The following is a 15,957-nucleotide window of genomic DNA, read 5'->3' on the forward strand; positions in this document are numbered from 1 at the left end:
ATGATAAGCAATGATAATCACAAAAGAACGGTTAATAAAACCAAGAGGCAACGGGGCTGAAATTGGCGTATCCCGTAAACACTTGGGTAAATTAGGTATTGCTATAGTTTTAGAAGATGAAAACGAGCTTAAACGATTAAAAAATGACCTAATAAATTTAGGTTATAGTATTAGGGTATAATATGACGGTTAAAAAGAATGCTGAAAAAATTAATACTGTAAAAAAACTTGTTTCTGAAGGTTATGGTATCCAAGAAGCTTTGATTATCCTAAATGATGGAAAGAATGCAGACCCTTATTTTTCAAAATATGGCGTTGCAGTGGCAATTGTAGGTTCTAAACCCATAAATTTTTACATGGAATCAAAAACGGAATTATTAAACGTATGTAAAAAATTGTCTAGAATATCTAGGGTACCTTTCATTATTTCAGAAGACTAATAAAGATTTAAACGATTAAAAAATGACCTAATAAATTTAGGTTATAACATCCAAGCATAGGGTGGTTTGATGAGAAGATACTTCAATTTATACAAAAACATCGGAGCACGTGAATTAAGATATTACGTGCATAAAATGGAGAATTGTGAAAATATAGCCCCTGAAACAATCGCAGAAATAAAAAATAGAAACTTAAAGACTAAAAAATTATTAACATTATCCGATAAAGAGAATGAAATAGTTTCCAGGTACGGAATAGGGGCAAATTTTCTATTAAATTGCATAATATTCCAAGAGGAAGAATATGAATGCTAATATGAAAGATTTAATTCTCGTAAACACTGGTAGAAGCAAAACAGAGATTACAGACGAAAACAAATGGATAGCACAATTTAGAGAAGAACGAGAATTCGACCGAATAAAAGAAAACACGATTAAAAGCGATATTTCAAGACTCAAAGTCTTCTTAGCATTCTGTAAAAAATTAGACAAAGAACCTGACACCTTGAACAGGTCGGAGTTTACCAAATTTTTTAATTATTTGGAAAATGAACGAAAGTTGGGAAATTCAGTAATTCAATACTTTAAGCTTTTAAAAGTATTTTACAGGGTTTTAAGATTACACAACTTCAAAGAATTTGAAACAGAATGTAAAGAGCGAAGAAGATTCAGCAAATTTGAAGTAAAGCACTATGATTCAATTGATTCAAAAATATTAAATGAAATTTTAAAAGCAATCTTACAGCACCGCAGTAGGTCAAATTTAAGAGACGCTTTAATGATTAGAATGCTATGGGACACAGGTTGCAGAGTTTCTGAAGTAATAGGAATCACTTACGAAGACTGTGACTTTAAAGAAGCTAAATTCAGAATTAGGAATACTAAATCCAGTAATGAGCGGTTCGTAGTATGTTCAAGTGACACATTGAACGCTTTAAAGGAATACGTTAAATATAACGTTAACACTGGCAACAGCGACCCTATATTCCAAAGTATAAGGGGAGGACCTGTAAGAAGAGGCTGGTTAAGCCAAGTATACAGGAACGCAGTAGTCAAGCTAAAAGAGCAGGGCAAAATCCCCAAGAATAGAAGGGTAGTAGTTCATTCCTTAAGACACGGGAGAGCCGTGGAACTATTAAATAAAGGTGTTCCGATTGAAGTTGTTAAAGAATACTTAGGACATAGTAGTATTGAGACAACACTATTCTATGCACACAGCAAAGAAAGAACAAACATATTATTGAACACCATTAAAAAGAATTTATAAATTTATAAATTTATTAAATTAAAAGATAATAAAAAATTAAATTTAAAAAATAAAATTAAAACTAAAAAAATAATAAAAAGATAAAATAAAAGATTTGGTACTATGAAAAACTATAAACAATACAAAAAAACTGATAAGAAGCAATTAATTAACCATATCGGTGTATTATTAACTTCAATTGCTAATTTTAGAAGTAAAATAGTATTGGGCGTAGCTGACGGTTCAATCAAAGAACTTAAAAAAGATTTAACCAAATCTGCAAAGAATATGAACTTTTTTGAAGTAAGATATTTGGTAGAATTAGATAAGCAATATCAAAAGCCAAATAATAGAAATTCCTGGGCATACTCTGAATTTATAGAAATCCCGGATTTTAACAGCAGTATTAACATCGCAAATACTGCCGAAACCATTTCAAACAAAATTTACGAAAAAGAACAACAAATAAAACAACGAATAGGGGCAAGAGCAAGAATAACAACTGTATCAATAGGCATAGCTCCAAGACAAGAAAAGAAAGGTACTTCCAAATCATCAACCGCTTGGTCATACATTCCAATTGATTTTGATATCGATGAATGGAAAGACAAAGAACCAACAAAGGAAGAAATGAACCAAAAAATAAATAATATATTTAATAAATTACCTGATGATTATACAAAACCTCATTTAATAGTTTTTACGGGTGGCGGTTTAAGATTTATCTACTACATCGACAGACCTATTTCAAGATTAGAGCTTCCAATCTTCTCAAAAATTGCTGAAGAAATAGGACACGGTGCAGACTCTGCAATGTACGACATAGCAAGAGTTGACAGACTCCCTGGAACCAAGAACAGAAAAGAAAAATATAAATCTGAAAGAAATTGTAAAATTTTATACATAAAAAATAGTTTAGTTCCAATTACTCCTGAAGTATTTATATTTAAATTCGGAATCGAAAATAAAGAATATATATCAACCGTAAAGGAATCCAACGAGACAACCGAGTCATTTGAATTAATTAATAAATTAAAAAAAGCTAATATTAAAATAAAAGATTTTAAATCTTTATCTAAAAAAGAATATAAATTTACAAAATTTATTCAAACAAAACTTACTGAGAAGTATAACAAAGATTGGATAATTGAATTATTCGATTATTTAAAAATTGGTTACAAATCAAATGGTAAATATATCAGTATATATTCGATATATTACAACGATGGAAACAACCCAGATTGTACAATATACCCTAACCAAGCACACAACGCTGTAGCAGTAGATTGGCACAATAACAGTTTAAGAACCAACATTGTAGCATACTTATGGGGCGGTTTCAAAGATAAAATTTTAGAATTTATAAAATTAAAAGGAATTTCAAATAACTTAGGCGATTACGTATCTGCAGAAGAATATTTAATTGAATTATTAAATAAAAATAAAGAAGCAAGTACAATAAAGTGTAACAAATATCTTTCATATGATGTATTGCAAACTGCAATAAATAAATCTATAAAAACCAAAGAAAGTGTAATCCTACAAGCTGAAACAGGGCGAGGAAAAACCTACAATATCACAAATAACATTGATAAACTTACCAATGATTATAAAGATAAAACAATAGTGCTATTGTTCCCTTACAGAACCCAAGTAAAGCAAACACAAAGCAATTTACTAAATAAAGGAATTAGAGTTCCAGCATACTATGAAGGCAGTAAAGCAAAGCATAGAACCGCAAATGATACAAGATTAATCATAGGGACCTACAACCAATTATTTAACATTATGGATGATATCAAGTTCGAAAGTATCAAATTTGAGAAAACCAGCAAAGGAACATACGAAAGAGTACAAATAAGAGACGATGACGATGTAATATTAATCGTTGACGAATCTCACAATATGATACTTCAAAAGGACCTTAGAAGAGACGAAATTAATAAAATAGAAAATTATTCTGAAAAAGTTCATGCTTCAGTATATTTAACTGCAACGCCTGAACTTGTAAACCTTCAGAATAGAAAAATTGTAAAAGCTGAATTTAACGATAATAAACAATATTTTAAAAATACTTACGTTGTTGAATCAGACATTGGACATTTAGCAAATTATAATGTTATTAATTTCTGTAAATACATCACAACGGCATTCAATAGGGATTGTAAAAAGTCATTGGTATTAGTTGACTCTAAAAAAGAAATTGAAGTTATTAAAGAATTATTAAATATTTATAATTTTAATTCACCAATTTATGAAATTACAAGAGAATCAGTTGAGACCGATGAAGCTGCACAAATGATTATAAAACAAGAAAGAATTCCAGATGGTTTAATATTGGCTACAAGAGTCATTGCTGAAGGAATTAATATTAAAAATGGTTCTGAAAAAGAAGAATCAGTTCAAATGAACATTAAAGATAAAGTTGACATCGTTGCAGTTCTTAAAACTTCATCCGCTACCATAATGAGACAGTTTTTAGCAAGAGTTAGAAACGGCGGTAATACTTGTATCATATATTCACAAGCAGGTCACCAGCATAATATATTAAAATATAATAAAATGTTGGAGATTGCAAAAGAAGATTTATCATTATTCAATGAATATTTAATGACTGAATACAACGGCGAATTAATGAATAAAGATATGGAATTTAAATATACTAATATGATAAATCAGTTGCAAGTTTTAAAGTGGAAAGATGGTGAATATATCGTTGACGAATCTAAAATAGCGAGTCTTGTCAACAGAAAATTAGAAAGACAAATTGTAGCAGATTCAAGTTTATTAAAAACTTACTTTGAAGCAACAACCAATTCAGAATGGAAAATTCCTCATTTGGATATTGAAGGAACAGATGTTTCAGACATTATTGAAACAAGAAAATTTGTAAAAGAATTAAACCAATTTGAAGTTTTAAAAGTTGTAGAAATAATAAATGATAACTTTGAAGCTGTAGACACCGCCTTATTATATCATAAATATGATATGTTTACTGAAACTGAGAAATACCTCGTTATGAAGCACATAAAAATTTGTAAGCGTGTAATTAGCTACTTAAAACTACATAATGAATACCCTGAACTCTCAAAATTATTAATGGGTAAAGATGCAAGTACTGAAGAAATTGCTGAAGCGGTTTCAAGTTGTGCACCTGCCAAATGGGGTTCAATTAATAAAAGAATAAATATTGCATATAACATTGTTAAAGGACTTAAAAATAATATAAAGGATGTTAAAGGCTATAAACGAATATTTGAGTCAAAGATATTGATTAAGATATTCAAGTTAGGCAATAAATTAAACAATAAAAAAATAAACATCAAAAGCATCATTAACATCGTTAAAAGAGATTTAGGTATTAAGCTTAAATTTGAAGAGATAAAGAATATATTATCATCAATATACAGTTATAACTCATCAGAGTTAAAAACAAAGCGAGAAAATGCAACTATTCAAGTATTTGGGATAGATAACCTATTGAATAGTTTTGTAAAGGTATTTAATGATAATATTAAAATAGATTTAGATAAAGCAATCATCAATAAAGCTAAAGGTGGAATCTCAAAAACTGAGTTGTTGGAATACGTTACTGAAGTTTTAAAATATCCAATAGAGGCTTATGAACAGGTCATCAAAAAGTTAAAGATTGTCGGTGATTTGTTCGAACCTCGTAAAGGGTTCTTCATTAGCGAATAAATCTTAAAATTCTTTTTTTAAACTATATCCATATACTTAAATAAAACGATACATTTTTAACATAAATAATACATTTAACTAATATCTATACGTCAATAGACAAATAGATTTATACATTAAAATAAACCAATATTATAAACAATACTAAAAAAGCAAACTATCCAGTACCTACTCAATTTTTTTGAGAATATTATCTAAATGAGTATTCATTTACAACAAAGTCTCAATTTTATTGAACTGAATTTGTACCTATTTACTTACTGGATTAAATCCAGTCCCATAGGTATGGTACAATACCTAAAAAATTACTCCATATATAGAAAAAGGAGCTTGATAACTTAATATCAAACTCCTAAATCAGTTAGTGCAGGGAAAGGGATTTGAACCCTCGAACTCCTACGAGACTGGATCTTAAGTCCAGCGCCTTTGACCAGGCTCGGCGATCCCTGCTCATTACATTTGTACTTTTGTATTCTAATTCTTATTTCCATTTCATTAGTTGCAACTATACATATTACCACTTACTATATAAACCTTTCGTTGATTATATAATTTAAATATTTATATTTATCGAAAACTTATTTACAGTTATTTTTACTTCGAACAGTTTATATATTTAATTTCATATAGTATAGTTAAATAATTTATTATTTTATATATTATCTAAGAATATTATTAAATTATCTATATTCTGTATAATTTACATTAAATTAATTTAAGGTGAACATATGAAAAGTTCTAATCCAGTTTTCGGAAATCAGGTAATGGAAAGATATAGACAACTTGCAGGTAGTACTTCAAGTATGCCAATAACCGAGCAAATGACTATAAATGGTACTATAAACAAAATATTTATATTAACAATCTTTTTAATAGGTTCTGCAATCGTATCTTGGACAATATACTCCTCATCAGCAGGTTTTGCAAGTTTATTGGGTATCGGCGGTATAATCGTTGGATTTATATTGGCATTAGTTATCTCATTTAAAAATACAACAGCGCCTATTCTTTCACCCGTATATGCAATATGCGAAGGTTTAGCAATGGGTTTCATTTCAGCAGTATTTGAAACAATGTATCCAGGAATAGCTTTCCAGGCAAGTTTTGGTACTTTTGGGGTATTATTAACAATGATATTCGTCTATAAATTTAGGATTATAAAAGTGACTGAAAAATTTAAAACAGGTTTATTGATAGCAACAGGCGGTATTGCGTTATTGTACTTATTAACGTTTATATTAAGCTTCTTTGGAATATATGCACCGTTTATTTACGAAGGCGGATTAATTGGCATAGGATTTAGCGTACTTGTAATCGGTATAGCTTCATTAAACTTATTATTGGATTTTGATTTCATTGAAAAAGGTGCAGGATACGGACTTCCAAAATATATGGAATGGTATGGAGCATTTGGAATATTAGTAACTGTAGTATGGGTATATTTAGAAATATTGAGATTATTGGCAAAATTAAGACAAAATGAATAATATTAAAAATTAAAAATAAATTATTATATAATACTCTATCAAATAATATGGCAAATAATATAGCTAAAGTATTCTTCATTTTTTAACTTTTTTAAAAATAAAAATAAAAATAAAATTAATATTTAATATATTAATAAAAAAATGATTAAAATAGAATTAATTTTATACGTGATGTTAATTACTTATTCGCCAACATTTCTTAAATCTTTTATTCTTTTAGCTTTTCCTTCAAATCTCTCAAGTGTTTTAGGATTTACGAGGTTTACTTTAATACCTAATCCTAATACGGTTTTAAGCTTATGTTCTATGGATTTGCTAAGTTTTTCTAAACAACCGTAGCTTTCAAGGAGATTACTATCTAAAAGTTCTACATTAATTGCAATTTGGTCGAGATGACCTTTTGTAGTTACTACAATTTCATAATGTGGACCTATTTCTTTAACGTCAGACAAAACGGTTTCAATTTGTGATGGGAATACGTTTACGCCCCTAATTACCATCATATCGTCAGTTCTTCCTTTAATTTTAGACATTCTAACACTTTTCCTTCCGCACTCGCAAGGTGTATGTGTTAAACTTGTAATATCTTTGGTTCTATACCTTAATACTGGAAGAGCTTCTTTTGATAAGCTTGTTATAACTAATTCTCCTGTTTCTTCCTCGGGTAAAACTTCGCCAGTTTCGGGGTTTATAATTTCAGGTATGAAATGGTCTTCTGCAATATGCATACCACATTGATAGATACATTCTCCTGCAACACCCGGACCTATTAACTCACTCATTCCGTAGTTTTCAGTAGCCAATAATCCCCATCTTTTTTCTATTTCTTTTCTTGCATCTTCAGAACAACCTTCTCCACCAAATAGACCATATTTAATATTTAAATCTTTTTTAGGGTCGATTCCCATTTCTTCGGCAACTTCTGCCATATGTAATGCATATGATGGAGTACTTACTAATACGGTTGTACCGAAGTCCTTCATAATCATAATCTGTTTTTTCGTGTTTCCGCTTGACATGGGTATTACAGAAGCTCCTACTCTTTCCATACCATAGTGTAATCCAAATCCACCTGTAAATAATCCATATCCAAATGCAATTTGAACAGTATCTTCATCGCAAACGCCAGCTTGTGTAATTACTCTTGCAACTAAATCGGTCCACGTATTCATATCTTTTCTTGTATAGCCTACAACCGTAGGTTTCCCAGTAGTTCCAGAAGATGCGTGAATTCTAACAATCTCTTTTTTAGGTACTGCAAACATTTTAAAAGGATAATTTTGCCTGAAATCATCTTTTTCAGTAAATGGAATCTTCTTTAAATCGTCCAATGTTTGTATATCTTCAGGTTTAAGTCCAATTTTGTCAAATTTTTCCTTATAAAGTGGAACATTTTCATAAGCTCTTTTTATAGTTTCTTTTAATTTTGAGATTTGTATTTTTTCAATCTCTTTTCTATCCAATTTTTCCACTTCGTCCCATATTTTAATTTCAGACATCTAATCTCCTCAATTATGCTAAATTAGGTTATTGTATTATTAATTTACTATTAATTTACTATTATTTTACTATTATTTTACTATTAATTTACAATTATTATTTTATTTTTTATTTTTTAGTATTTTCTTTTTTCGGTATTTAATTATTTCTTCTTAATCTTTATTTTCTATTTTTTTATATCTTATATTTATCTTTTCAGGTATTTCGTGATTTTCAGAATTTTCTTCTTCTGCCGTATTATTTTCTATATTTTCTGAAATAAACCCTGTATCGTATATATAATCCAAATATCTTTTATCCATCTTTTTAGTGAACAAACTAACGAAGTAAACTACAAATATTGGTAATACGATTGATATAGCACTTAATGTAGGTATTAATGAACTATCCAATCCTACAACTGCAGAACCTCCTAACATAACAACCAATGCTGTGATAATACCTGCCCAAACACCTTTAATGGTTGTACCTCTCCAGTATAGTCCAAGTGCGTAAGGTCCAAGTAAACAACCTGAAACTAAACCCCAAGACAATGCAGCTAATGAAATAATCGGTGTAGGGAAGATTGCTAATAAGAATGATAGCACTACAAATACTAAACAGATTATTCTCATATTTTTCATTAATTCATTGCCTGTAATATTTGGTTTTACTTCTTTTAGGAAATCTACGACTACAGCGGAGCTTGAAGCAAGAACTAAAGATGCTAACGTTGACATTGATGCTGAAAGTACCAGTACTAAAATTATCGCAGCTACCCAGTCAGGTAATGCAGTATCTACCATTGTAGGAATTATCATATCGAAATTTGGTAATCCCATATACGAAGGGGGTGAATCGGGGAAAAATAACCTACCTAAAACACCCATAAAGTACGCTCCAAAGCTAATTACTAATGCAAATATTGTAGATACCCATTTAGCACTTATTACAGATTTTTCATCTTTAATCGTGTAAAATTTATGTATCATTTGAGGTAAACCCCAAGTTCCCAAACTTGTAAGAATTACCAATGATATCAATGGAATGAATCCAGGGGGTCCAATTGGGTCTACTAATTGCGTATTTATCGAGTATAACGCAGGAATTATGTTATCTATTCCACCAACAGTTGGCGTACCCACTACAAAGAATAACATTAATGCTACTCCGATTAACATAATAATACCTTGTATAAAATCCGCCAAAGTAGCGGCAACAAAGCCACCAAAGTACAAGTATAGTCCCGTAAGTGTGGTCATCAATAATAAAGCGTAAATCGTAGGAATACCGAAAATTTGTTCAAACAAATATCCTAAACCTTTATACACTGAAGCAGAATATGGAACCAAAAATAAAAATATAATAAACGATGTAACAGCTTTTAATTTTTTGTTATTGTATCTAATTTCTAAGAATTCCGGCATAGTTGATATATTGAGCCTTTGAGTCATTTCTCTTGTTTTTCTTCCCAAAATTCCCCAAGCTAAATAGCAACCTAATAACGAATTACCCAATACTATCCATAGGGCAGACATACCGAAGCCCCAACCAATTTTTCCAGCGTATCCAATAAATAGAACCGCAGAAAAATATGCAGTACCGTATGAAAATGCAGACATCCACGGATTAACGGAACGACCACCAAGGAAAAAGTCCGAAAAACCTTTTATTTTATTTTTGCTAATGTATGCAATAAATCCAATCATTGCAATGTATAATAAAATTGCTAATATATATAACATAATATCTCTCTTTAATTTTAGTAAATTATGATTAATCTTGTTATTTTTGAGTATATAATTTAAATTAGATTTTTGATTAAATAGGACTGATTAAATTGATTTTAAGACTTATTTTAATCGCAATAAAAATATTGTTTAATAATATAATCTTATACTATATGAGAATAGCGTACTTAATTTTTCGCAATTTTTAATCGAGTATATTACCCAATAGTTTCAAATAAAATAATTAATGTAATATAAAATCATAAGTTTAAATATTTATTAATTTCTATACATTGTATTGTACTCAATATATAACTAATGTACTTAAAATAATTAAATACGTAAACTACGTAAATATTTAAGATGTGTAAAATATACCATATATAAATTTTTAAAAATATTTTAACTATATTTAAAAAATGTTTAAAAAAGATTTATATTTCATATTATTATTATTATTATTATTATTATTTTAATTTTAATTTTATGATTATTCAGAATTACATTCTTCGATATCTAATTTATACTTTGTATATATAACTTTCTTTTTTATTATATTTGCCCACATTATTGCATATATTTTCTTGAACAGAGTATAATACATCGTAAGAATATCCTCTATCTCTTAAACCTTGCCCTGATTTTGAATTTAAGATGGTATTTTTCCAATCAAATTTTATAGTACTTCTTAACGGTATTAATTGTTCTAACTGGTTGGTAATATTATGTCCTGGAATTTTTAAAATATTTTCTACAATAATTGCAGCACCGATGTAGTCTTCAATTGCGAAATCACCACATCGATGTGAAGGTATTAATACAATATCTTTGTCTTTTTCAACTGCGGTGTTATATACTTCTTTTGCAACTGCTTCAGCAGTGTTTATTGAACCAACATATATGTCGTCGGATATTATACTGTTTAATACTCTAGTACCATTTGTAGTTGTAAGTACTAAATTACCGCCGTTTTTTGTAAAATCGATAATTTTATTTTTATCTTTTAATATTTCTATTGGTGAATTCCCATAATCAAATTCATCAATTTTTATGCCATTACGTTCTCCCATTTTAATAGAATTTGGGAAATTCATAGTTTTTTCGATACTATTTGTTATATATACTTTATCGTATAATTCTAATAATGTAGATATTGTTGTAGATGCTCTTAGTACGTCAATTACAATTGCACAATAGTTTGAATAATCTATCCTATCCTCACCTTTGAGGGGGGCATATTGTGAAACATGGTCTAATTTAGATAAGTCTTTAGAGTTAGTTAAATATACTAAATCATTAGGATTATTAACTGAAAGATTATTTTTAGATGATTCTGAATTAGAATTATAAGAATCTTCTATACAACAATCATCTGATTTAATATTTTTATGGTTTTCATAACCATATGCGTTATGGTCATAAAAATTATGGTCAATATATATATTTACACTCATAGAATCACCGTGATAACATGGATATATTAGGATTTGGAATTCAATCATTAGGAATTGTAGCTTTATTAATATTATGTGTCATTTGTACTATACTTACTTTGGCAATTTTTTTAGGTTATGTATTGATGAAAAGAGGAATTATATTATTACCTCGTGTTTCATTATATATACTAAATAATTACTACCCCATACTTTTAAAATTTTTCCTATGGATTGGTACAGAATACAGTTTTTACAACGTGGCAATAGATTTTTACAATAAATATTATTATAAAAAGTTCTTAGAATCCAAAAGGAAAGTTTTAATATTACCACACTGTTTAAGGGATTTAGAATGTCCTGCTAAGCTTGGAAAAGATGGTATTAAGTGCATACATTGTAAAAAATGCCCATTAGGCGACCTTATTAAAGCAGGTGAGGAATGTGGATATATGGCAACGTTTATCGTACCCGGCTCTACATTTATGAAACGTTTACTTAGGGAATGTAAACCCGACGGCATATTTGCAGTAGCTTGTCATGTGGATTTATTTATGGGTATGAATGGAGTATCTAAATTAGGAATACCTGTTCAAGGTGTTTTGCTACTTAAAGATGGCTGTGTATGTACTATAGTAGATAAAGAAGAAGTAATAAGACGATTAAAAGAAACTTGTGCCGAAAGTAAACATTAATACGTACAAAATTTAAATTGGATAAAATATAATTAAATTAAAAATACGAATATGATTATATAATTTATAATTTAGTAATTTAATAATTTAATAATTTTTATATTTGTTCAAATCAATGATTATAAATAGTTTAAACATAAATAACTTATAGAATTTACAATAAATATTAACTAATTAATCGATAATTATTTAAACATTATAATAAACATTATAAAATTATATATTTTATATGGAATTATATATCCTAATAATCATAGTTATGACACTATAAGGTGATAATTTGGTATTCTCCAAAATAAAAAATTCTTTAAAAGGAATTACTTCAAAAAAAATAGAAAGTGATGACGGAACAACAAAATACATCATGTTTGGTGGAAAAGGTGGAGTTGGTAAAACTACAATGAGTGCAGCAACAGGTATTTACTGTGCTGAACAAGGTTTAAAAACTGTTATTGTATCAACAGACCCTGCACACTCTTTAAAAGACAGTTTCGAGCAAGAATTTGGTCACGAACCAACAAAAGTAAATGGATTCGACAATTTATATGTTGTAGAAATTGACCCTGAAGCAGCAATGGACCAATATAAAGAAAAGTTAAAATCACAAATGGACGAAAACCCAATGATGGGCGGAATGTTAGAAGAACAATTGGAAATGGCTTCATTAGCTCCAGGTACTGATGAAAGTGCAGCATTTGATGTATTTTTAAAATATATGGATGGAAACGAGTTTGATGTAGTTGTATTTGATACAGCTCCAACTGGACACACTTTAAGATTCTTAGGTTTACCTGAAATCATGGATAAATATATGACAAAAATGATTAAGTTTAAGAAGCAAATGGGCGGCATGATGAAAATGATGAAAAAATTCATGCCTTTCGGTGGCGACAATGAAGAAGTTGACTACGATAAAGCTTTAGAAGAAATGGAAGTAATGAAAGCAAAAATCACAAAAGCAAGGAAAATTATGGCAGACCCTGAAAGAACTTCATTCAGATTAGTTGTAATTCCTGAAGAAATGAGTATTTTAGAAAGTGAAAGAGCAATGAAATCACTCGACAAGTTCAAAATACCTGTTGACGCAGTTGTTGTAAACCAGGTAATCCCTGCTGACGTTGAATGTGCTTTCTGTAAAGCAAGAAGAGGTTTACAAGAAACCAGATTGTCAATGATTGAAGATAAATTCGGTAGCAAGGTTATTGCACAATTAGAATTATTGAAAACTGAAGCAAAAGGTGTTGAAACTTTAAAAGAAATTTCACACAAGATATACGGCGAAGAAGCTGAAACAGAAGAAGTTAAAGCATAATATAGTTAATAAAATATAATAAATGCTTTGCTAACTTTTTTTAAGTTATTTAAGTTATTTAAGTTATATACTTTATGTTTATTTTTATTTTATTTTTATTATTATTAATTTTTATATGGTAAACATTATTGTATAATTATGCTATTTTAAGACATTATATTTTTGAAAAAAAATTCATTTTTAAAACTTCTGTGCCATATTTTTATGTTTTGAAGTGGATAGAAACATTTATAATGTATGATAACTACTTAAAATACAGTATTAAAAAGTTTAATAAAAATAATACTAAAAATATAAAATATCCAATATCGTAATACTATTATATAAGTTGTATGAAAAATGGTATTGGAATAATTTAGTATGAGGTTTTAACTATGGAAGCATTAGTTTTGGTTGGTCACGGTAGTAGACTCCCTTATTCAAAACAGATAGTTACAGAAGTTGCTGATAAAATCAGAGCAAAAGGACAGTTTGAAGTTGTAGAAGTTGGTATGATGGAATTTAACCACCCAACAATCCCTGAAACAATTCAGAAAGTAATAGATATGGGTTATAAAAAAATCATTGTAACACCTGTATTTTTAGCACCTGGAAATCACACCGAAAGAGATATCCCTACAATTTTAGGACTTTTAAAAGAAGAATGCCATGAAGAAGGTTGCGATTGCCACAACCACGCACATGAGCATAATCACGAACACGTTCACGGACATGACCATGCACATGCTCACGGACATGCACACAGCCACGGCGAACCAATGGATATACCAGAAGATGTTGAAATAATCTACAGAAAACCAATGGGTGCAGATGATAGGGTTATAGATATTGTTATGGATAGAGCAAAAGGATTATAATCTTTATAACCTTTATTAATAATTATATATCCTTTTAAATAAAAAATAGTTAAATAATATATATTTAATTACCAATTTATTATTCTATTTTTATATCTTATTTTAAAAATAATCTCAATTATGGATAATAAAATATACTATACTAAAATAATAAAATAATAAAATACTAAATAAAAAATAGTATTTTAAAAATCAACGGTACTTTTTGATAAAGTCTTTTTTAATTTGGTTATCACACTACGTCCTATTGCATACATAATTAGTACAGATATAATGTTTCCTACAAGGATTCCTATCCATACGCCCTCTAATCCATAGCCTAATGTAAATGCAAACACATATGAAGCTAATAACTGCATAAATATGGACCTGAATATAGTTAATACGAGGGAATAACGTCCTTTATTGATTCCTTGGAACATTGCAGATGTTAACATCCCTAATGGCACGGTTGGGTAGAATAAAAACATATATTTCATAAAGGTTATAATACCCCCATACAAATGTGCAGAACTCTCCGAATATGTAAACAAATATGCAATTTGTGGAGTAAGCATTAATATAATCACTGCGACTATTGCTTCGGCAATTACTGCAAATTTTATCGCAAATTTATACGCATCTTCTATTTTTTGAGGTTTACAAGCACCATAAGCAGCACCCGCAACTGCTACTACTCCACCAGCAATGGCGTGGAGTGGAATAACACCTAAAGAAACTATTCTCCAACCCGTAGAATATATTGCAATTCCGGCGGTTCCTCCTACAATTGCAATGATATAGTTCATTGCAAACATCGATAATGACATCGAAATTTGTGAAAGTGAAGCAGGAAATCCTACTTTAAATATTTCGTTGTATATCGCAAAATTCGGTTTTAAATTTTCCTTTGAAAATTTCATATTCACATAATTACTTTTACTGATAAATATCCAATATGCGAATAATAATCCGGTAATAAGCATTGAAATAACTGTGGCAAGTGCGGCACCTTTAATTCCCCAGCCTAATACATATATAAAGATTGGGTCAAGTATTATATTTACAATAGAACCTGCAATAATTGCATACATTGGTTTTTTAGTGTTTCCTTCGCCCCTAAGTATTGAAGAGCCCATATTCGTAAAGAATAATATAATTGAGCCTAAAATCATAATACTACCATAATCATATGCAAGATTAGATACGTCTTCTTCGAATCCGAGTCCTAAGAATATGGTTTTTAAAAATGGTATTACTACGATTACTACTATCCCTAATAATAGTGATAATAGTACACTCTGTTCAGCTATTGTAGAGGCTTTTTCTTTATTTTTTTGACCAATACGTCTTGATATTGCAGAACTGGCACCAATGCCGACACCGTTAGATATTGCCATCAATATGAAGAAGAAGGGGAAAAATACGCCCACAGCAGCAAGTGAACTATCTCCCAAGCCTGCAACCCATATTGTGTCCACTAAATTATAAAGGGACTGAATCAACATAGCAACTATCAAAGGCGTGGATATCTTAAGAATGGCTTTTTTAGGGTCCCCTAATAAATTGCTTACGCCTTGAGTTTCCATAATTTCTCCTT

At 29.4% G+C, this 15,957-nt stretch carries 13 protein-coding genes and 1 tRNA gene; 9 read left to right on the forward strand and 5 right to left on the reverse strand.

All coding sequences use genetic code 11. From position 1 onward, the window contains the following. Positions 1-10: 10 nt before the first annotated feature. From J3E06_RS02690 to J3E06_RS02710, 5 genes are all read left to right on the forward strand, one after another. Positions 11-181, forward strand: a complete 171-nt coding sequence (locus tag J3E06_RS02690) for a DUF2080 family transposase-associated protein (RefSeq protein ID WP_013180926.1) — start codon at positions 11-13, stop codon at positions 179-181. A gap of 1 nt (position 182) precedes the next feature. Then, positions 183-440, forward strand: coding sequence for a hypothetical protein (locus tag J3E06_RS02695; RefSeq protein ID WP_013180927.1), 258 nt, complete (start codon positions 183-185; stop codon positions 438-440). Positions 441-509: 69 nt separating this feature from the next. Then, positions 510-755 (forward strand): DUF2540 domain-containing protein, encoded by a 246-nt coding sequence (locus J3E06_RS02700; protein ID WP_013180928.1) that lies wholly within the window; start codon positions 510-512, stop codon positions 753-755. Beyond that, entirely contained in the window at positions 745-1,707 is a 963-nt protein-coding gene (locus J3E06_RS02705; protein ID WP_013180929.1) for a tyrosine-type recombinase/integrase, read from the forward strand. Before J3E06_RS02700 ends, J3E06_RS02705 begins: the two co-directional genes overlap by 11 nt. A 102-nt stretch (positions 1,708-1,809) precedes the next feature. Beyond that, positions 1,810-5,385 (forward strand): DEAD/DEAH box helicase family protein, encoded by a 3,576-nt coding sequence (locus tag J3E06_RS02710; protein WP_013180930.1) that lies wholly within the window; start codon positions 1,810-1,812, stop codon positions 5,383-5,385. Positions 5,386-5,750: 365 nt separating this feature from the next. Here J3E06_RS02710 and J3E06_RS02715 read toward each other — a convergent pair. Next, a tRNA-Leu gene (locus J3E06_RS02715) sits at positions 5,751-5,835 on the reverse strand. A gap of 278 nt (positions 5,836-6,113) precedes the next feature. Here J3E06_RS02715 and J3E06_RS02720 point away from each other — a divergent pair. Further along, on the forward strand, positions 6,114-6,872 hold the full coding sequence (locus tag J3E06_RS02720; RefSeq protein WP_013180931.1) for a Bax inhibitor-1/YccA family membrane protein: 759 nt from the start codon (positions 6,114-6,116) through the stop codon (positions 6,870-6,872). Positions 6,873-7,054: 182 nt separating this feature from the next. Here the strand turns inward: J3E06_RS02720 and J3E06_RS02725 are convergent, their stop codons facing one another. The 3 genes from J3E06_RS02725 to comB all read right to left on the reverse strand — a co-directional run bounded on the left by J3E06_RS02725 (position 7,055) and on the right by comB (position 11,535). Next, entirely contained in the window at positions 7,055-8,371 is a 1,317-nt protein-coding gene (locus J3E06_RS02725) for a phenylacetate--CoA ligase family protein (RefSeq protein ID WP_013180932.1), read from the reverse strand. Positions 8,372-8,524: 153 nt separating this feature from the next. After that, positions 8,525-10,096: a sodium:solute symporter family protein gene (locus tag J3E06_RS02730; protein ID WP_013180933.1), complete on the reverse strand. Its 1,572-nt coding sequence runs from the start codon at positions 10,094-10,096 to the stop codon at positions 8,525-8,527. Between the two features lie 506 nt (positions 10,097-10,602). Next, positions 10,603-11,535: a 2-phosphosulfolactate phosphatase gene (gene comB, locus J3E06_RS02735; protein WP_013180934.1), complete on the reverse strand. Its 933-nt coding sequence runs from the start codon at positions 11,533-11,535 to the stop codon at positions 10,603-10,605. 17 nt (positions 11,536-11,552) lie between these two features. Between comB and J3E06_RS02740 the strand changes: the two genes are divergently transcribed. The 3 genes from J3E06_RS02740 (at position 11,553) to cfbA (ending at position 14,378) form a co-directional block, all read left to right on the forward strand. Next, the gene (locus J3E06_RS02740; protein ID WP_013180935.1) at positions 11,553-12,209 is read left to right on the forward strand and encodes a DUF116 domain-containing protein; all 657 of its coding nucleotides are present in this window, start codon (positions 11,553-11,555) and stop codon (positions 12,207-12,209) included. Positions 12,210-12,489: 280 nt separating this feature from the next. Continuing rightward, a complete protein-coding gene (locus J3E06_RS02745) occupies positions 12,490-13,521 on the forward strand; it encodes a TRC40/GET3/ArsA family transport-energizing ATPase (protein ID WP_013180936.1) in 1,032 nt (343 codons plus the stop codon). Positions 13,522-13,895: 374 nt separating this feature from the next. Further along, positions 13,896-14,378 (forward strand): sirohydrochlorin nickelochelatase, encoded by a 483-nt coding sequence (gene cfbA, locus J3E06_RS02750; RefSeq protein ID WP_013180937.1) that lies wholly within the window; start codon positions 13,896-13,898, stop codon positions 14,376-14,378. Positions 14,379-14,563: 185 nt separating this feature from the next. On the opposite strand, the gene J3E06_RS02755 is transcribed toward cfbA, so the two are convergent. After that, positions 14,564-15,946 carry an MATE family efflux transporter gene (locus J3E06_RS02755; protein ID WP_013180938.1) on the reverse strand — a complete coding sequence of 461 codons (1,383 nt, stop codon included), beginning with the start codon at positions 15,944-15,946 and terminating at the stop codon, positions 14,564-14,566. Between the last annotated feature and the right edge of the window lie 11 nt (positions 15,947-15,957).

Source organism: Methanococcus voltae (assembly GCF_024807655.1).
GTDB classification, from domain to species: domain Archaea; phylum AGJL01; class Methanococci; order Methanococcales; family Methanococcaceae; genus Methanococcus; species Methanococcus voltae_D.

Bases quoted from the DNA above. Each gene is read 5' to 3' on its own strand.
- J3E06_RS02740 (WP_013180935.1), top strand. From the start codon at position 11,553: ATGGATATATTAGGATTTGGAATTCAATCATTAGGAATTGTAGCTTTA.
- J3E06_RS02755 (WP_013180938.1), bottom strand. From the start codon at position 15,946: ATGGAAACTCAAGGCGTAAGCAATTTATTAGGGGACCCTAAAAAAGCC.
- J3E06_RS02700 (WP_013180928.1), top strand. From the start codon at position 510: ATGAGAAGATACTTCAATTTATACAAAAACATCGGAGCACGTGAATTA.
- J3E06_RS02720 (WP_013180931.1), top strand. From the start codon at position 6,114: ATGAAAAGTTCTAATCCAGTTTTCGGAAATCAGGTAATGGAAAGATAT.
- J3E06_RS02705 (WP_013180929.1), top strand. From the start codon at position 745: ATGAATGCTAATATGAAAGATTTAATTCTCGTAAACACTGGTAGAAGC.
- J3E06_RS02690 (WP_013180926.1), top strand. From the start codon at position 11: ATGATAATCACAAAAGAACGGTTAATAAAACCAAGAGGCAACGGGGCT.
- J3E06_RS02695 (WP_013180927.1), top strand. From the start codon at position 183: ATGACGGTTAAAAAGAATGCTGAAAAAATTAATACTGTAAAAAAACTT.
- comB (WP_013180934.1), bottom strand. From the start codon at position 11,535: ATGAGTGTAAATATATATATTGACCATAATTTTTATGACCATAACGCA.
- J3E06_RS02725 (WP_013180932.1), bottom strand. From the start codon at position 8,371: ATGTCTGAAATTAAAATATGGGACGAAGTGGAAAAATTGGATAGAAAA.
- cfbA (WP_013180937.1), top strand. From the start codon at position 13,896: ATGGAAGCATTAGTTTTGGTTGGTCACGGTAGTAGACTCCCTTATTCA.
- J3E06_RS02710 (WP_013180930.1), top strand. From the start codon at position 1,810: ATGAAAAACTATAAACAATACAAAAAAACTGATAAGAAGCAATTAATT.
- J3E06_RS02730 (WP_013180933.1), bottom strand. From the start codon at position 10,096: ATGTTATATATATTAGCAATTTTATTATACATTGCAATGATTGGATTT.